Origin of the sequence: Occallatibacter sp. (assembly GCF_036502485.1) — a bacterium.
Classification (GTDB): domain Bacteria; phylum Acidobacteriota; class Terriglobia; order Terriglobales; family Acidobacteriaceae; genus Telmatobacter.
In genome coordinates, this window is the sequence record NZ_DASXYM010000140.1 from 1 (window position 1) to 3,763 (window position 3,763).

General features: G+C 60.2%; 4 protein-coding genes. All 4 read right to left on the reverse strand.

The genetic code is table 11. From position 1 onward, the window contains the following. A partial coding sequence (locus tag VGL22_RS17965) for a UbiA-like polyprenyltransferase (protein ID WP_465268327.1) occupies positions 1–821 on the reverse strand: 821 nt, incomplete at its 3' end. Positions 822–1,316: 495 nt separating this feature from the next. Further along, positions 1,317–1,667 (reverse strand): STAS domain-containing protein, encoded by a 351-nt coding sequence (locus tag VGL22_RS17970; protein ID WP_465268328.1) that lies wholly within the window; start codon positions 1,665–1,667, stop codon positions 1,317–1,319. Positions 1,668–1,807: 140 nt separating this feature from the next. Further along, a complete protein-coding gene (locus tag VGL22_RS17975) occupies positions 1,808–2,593 on the reverse strand; it encodes a BON domain-containing protein (protein WP_465268329.1) in 786 nt (261 codons plus the stop codon). 227 nt (positions 2,594–2,820) lie between these two features. Continuing rightward, a complete protein-coding gene (locus VGL22_RS17980; RefSeq protein WP_465268330.1) occupies positions 2,821–3,228 on the reverse strand; it encodes a response regulator in 408 nt (135 codons plus the stop codon). Positions 3,229–3,763: the final 535 nt, after the last annotated feature.

Below are 3,763 nucleotides of genomic sequence, written 5' to 3' on the forward strand. Positions count from 1 at the left end.
GTTGCGATGATGCCGTTCATGGTGAAGAAAGCGGCGTTGAGCCGGCGCATGTCGCGGGGCGAAACGATGGAGTGCTCATAGGCAAGCAGCAGGCCGACGGCTGCGATTCCAAGCCAGCCCGCGAGGTGAAATTGAAACAGCATGCCGAACCACACCATCATCGCCAGCATGGCGGCGTGCATCAGGCGGGCAGCCCAGAAGGCTCCGGAGATGCCGAGATAGCGCGGCAGGCTCTCGAGGCCGGCCTGGCAGTCATGCTCGTAGTCCTGGCAGGCGTAGAGCACGTCGAATCCACTGACCCACAGCACCACCGCGGCCGTCAGCACGAGGATGCGCGGATCGAGCGAGCCGCGCACGGCGACCCACGCGGCTGAGGGGGCGAGTCCCAGGGCCAGCCCGAGGACCAGGTGTGACCAGCGCGTGATGCGTTTCATGTAGCTGTAGCTGAGCAGTACGACGAGGACGATGGGTGAAAGCAGAAGGGTGAGGCGATTGAGGGCCGCGCAGGCGGCGATGAAGATGGCCGCGGTGAGAATGGTGAAGCCGAGGACGAAGCCGCGCGAGAGCAGTCCGGCGGGAATCGCACGCATTTTGGTGCGCGGATTGGCGGCGTCGATTTCCGCATCTGCCCAGCGGTTGAAGGCCATGGCGCAGGAGCGGGCGGCCACCATGGCGACCACGATCCAGGTGAGGGTCCAAATGGCCGGCAGTCCGTGCGCGGCCAGAATCGTAGCGGTGAGGGCAAACGGGAGCGCAAAGACCGAATGCTCCCACTTGATCATTTCGAGGGTGGTGCGCGTTTTGGCCCAGTAGTTTGGCATGGAATTCCATGCTTAGTGTAAATGGATGGGACGCGATGGTCCGGGGCGGCGTGCGCCGCTTCAGAGCTGTTTATACATGAGTAAACTTGTTAGTAAATTCCATTTTAAAAATGAGCGATTTCTTCGCTCATTCTTCGTGATCTCTTCGGGTTTGGGGCGAAGATCGACGGGAGCGGCGATTTGCTTATAAGCTTATTATAATCAGTTGTATATGAGCATAAAACGAGTAAACGGTCTGCAGCGAATGGGGCTGAAACCCTATTAGTTTTATGGTAAACACCCTGCGGCGGGCGAGGGGATTGGGAAGGGAACTGCGTGGCGGGTTGGCGTAGGAGCAGCATAGATCGAGGACTCGATTATGCACCATGAGGAAGGTTTGGAAATGTGCCGGCGGTCACATGAGTTCCGCCGGGCAGGGCATTGAGAAGGCCAGAGTGGACTCGGGGCAGATCAGGTTTACATCCGGATCAAGGTCCCGATCCGGGTAGATCCGGTTCAGATTCGGGCTTCGGCTTCTTCGATGGAGGTGGTCATGGGGATCAGGCTATCGACGCCGGTCATCTTGAACAGCTCTGACACGCGGGGGCTTATGCCGGCAATCAGCATGCGCACGCCTCTCTTCTGGCAGTGCGTAAAGAAGTTGATGATGGAGCCCATGCCGGCCGAATCCATATAGGGCACCTGGCACAGGTCGAGGATTGCCACGCGCGGAGCATCGCCGCGCCGCACCGCGTCCTGAAAGGTAAAAAGGTTGGGAAGTGTGACGGGGCCGGTGATCTGGTAGATGCGGGTTCCGGCAGCGCTTCCGTCCCGCACGTCCACCTGTATCGGATCATCTTTTTGCATGGGCAAAGTGTATTGAGAGGACCCTGTACGGATCATTACAAATCGATGAATCGACTTATAAGTGCCGGGAAAACAAAGCGGCCCCGAAGCCGCCCGGCTTCGAGGCCCATTTGCTGCCGATGATCCGATCGAGTGGATGGCTACTTCGTCGACGAGTGCTCGGAAGGCTCCTGACCGGCGACCATGAGGTTATTCTCCACGCTGAAGACGCCGGGGACTCCGTTGGCGCGGATGCCGGCAATATCCTTGTCGCCCTTGTTATCCACGACCCCGTAGAGGGACACGTGCCCGTTCTGCACGGAAATGCGGATGGGCTTGGCGGGGTTGATGGCGTACTTGTTGAGGGCCGGGTCGCCGTAGACGGCGCGCGCGACGGCGACGCGGGTCTGGTCGTCCATGAGCGAAGTGGGATCGACCTCGATCTCGTCGTTGACGCCCTTCACGCCGGGGAAGGTACTAACCAGGCCCATGGCGGAGTCGCGGTCGGGGTAAGTACGGGCGTGGCCGGCGAGGGTGACCATGCCGTTCTGCACGCTTACGGAGATGGCGTTGAACACGTTGCCGTAGCCCACGCGATCGTACTGCAGCTTCTCCACCAGCTTCTGCTGCAGTTCCTGGTCGGACACGGTCGGTCCTCCGACCTCGATTTCGTCGCGGACTCCTTTCACACCCTTGACCTTGGCGGCGCGGCGCTCGGCGTCGGCCTTGTACTCGTACAGGTCCACCGTGCCTGTCAGGGTGACGATGCCGTTGCTGTCGACCGCGGCTTTCACATTGCTGAACTGCTTCTTGTCCAGTTTCTTCTGCACGTCGCTGCCCATGTTCGCGTCATCCTGCGGGGACGCGCTCCAGGCCGCCAGGGGGAGGGAAGTGAGCGCCCCGGCGAGCACGGCTGTCATGGCAGCGGTTCTGGAAAAACGCATCATTCTGATCATTCTCTTTCGCTCCTCATCGGATAAACGCTGCAGCTTGTGTGCATCCGGGTTTCAGCAGCGCGCCGGTCATTTCGAATTCCGGCATTCCAACAAGACAAATGCGCGCAGATGCTCCGGAGTTGTGCGACTTCGGTCAAAAACATTCCAGTGAGCGGGTTGCCCTTGATGATGCGCGGACGTTCCGGACGCGATCCGGATGCGAGCCGGAGGCGCCAGTGTCAGTGCGGCTTACGGTCCCGCGAGCGGATCAGTTCGACGAGCACGTCGGGGTGGATCGGCTTCGGGAAGATCTCAAACGAGTCATCCTTCTGTCGCGCCTGGGCCAGCATGTCGACTATGCCTGGCTGTCCGGAGAAGAGCAGAACCTGGCAATCCGGCAGGAACTCCCGGATCTTCGCCACCGCCTCAATTCCGTTCATTTCGCCCATCAAAATGTCTGAGATCACCACATCCGGCGCATGGGTTGCGGCCGCGACCACCGCTTCCTCGCCGCTGTAGACGGCCTGGGCGCTATAGCCCTGCTGCTGCAGGATCATGGCGAGGGAGTCGGCGATGATGTGTTCGTCGTCGACAACCAGGATGCGAGGGATGCAAGGGATGAGGGGGATGAGGGGGCCGACGGTCATGAACACTCCGGATCGACTGCGGTGATCTGACCCGTGTTGAAGTCGGTCCAACCGTCAACAGGGTGAGGAAGTCCTGACCCGGCGTACAAGTCCAGATCGACCTGGGATGCGCGGCGTGTCACTCGACGGCTCACTTTCTTAGCGCGGTGGCCATCTCGTGCGAGCAAGGCCGCCAACTGCATCCGCAGGATTCCGGTTCTGAGCCCGGTAGGGAATTAGCCCGGAGACTGCTGGTTAGGCGCGAAACACGACCAACCGGCCGTCAGGTAACGCGGCCCACCGGAGAACAATCTATTTTCCTGCTTCTGTCATTGGATGACATTACTGATTGAAAGGGTTGCCTGCCGGTAAGTGCGCGAGTCGGCATCGCCGCGCTCTTCAGGCCGATGTTGTGCCCCTAAGCGGAGAACTGGAACTCCATACATCCCGCACGCGATGGGTGTGCGTCCTACTCTGCAGTGAGTCCTCAGCGGGAGATGGAAGGTATGTTGAGCGAGGGGAACGCAAAGAAGCCGACGGAAGCTTTCTACGAGCG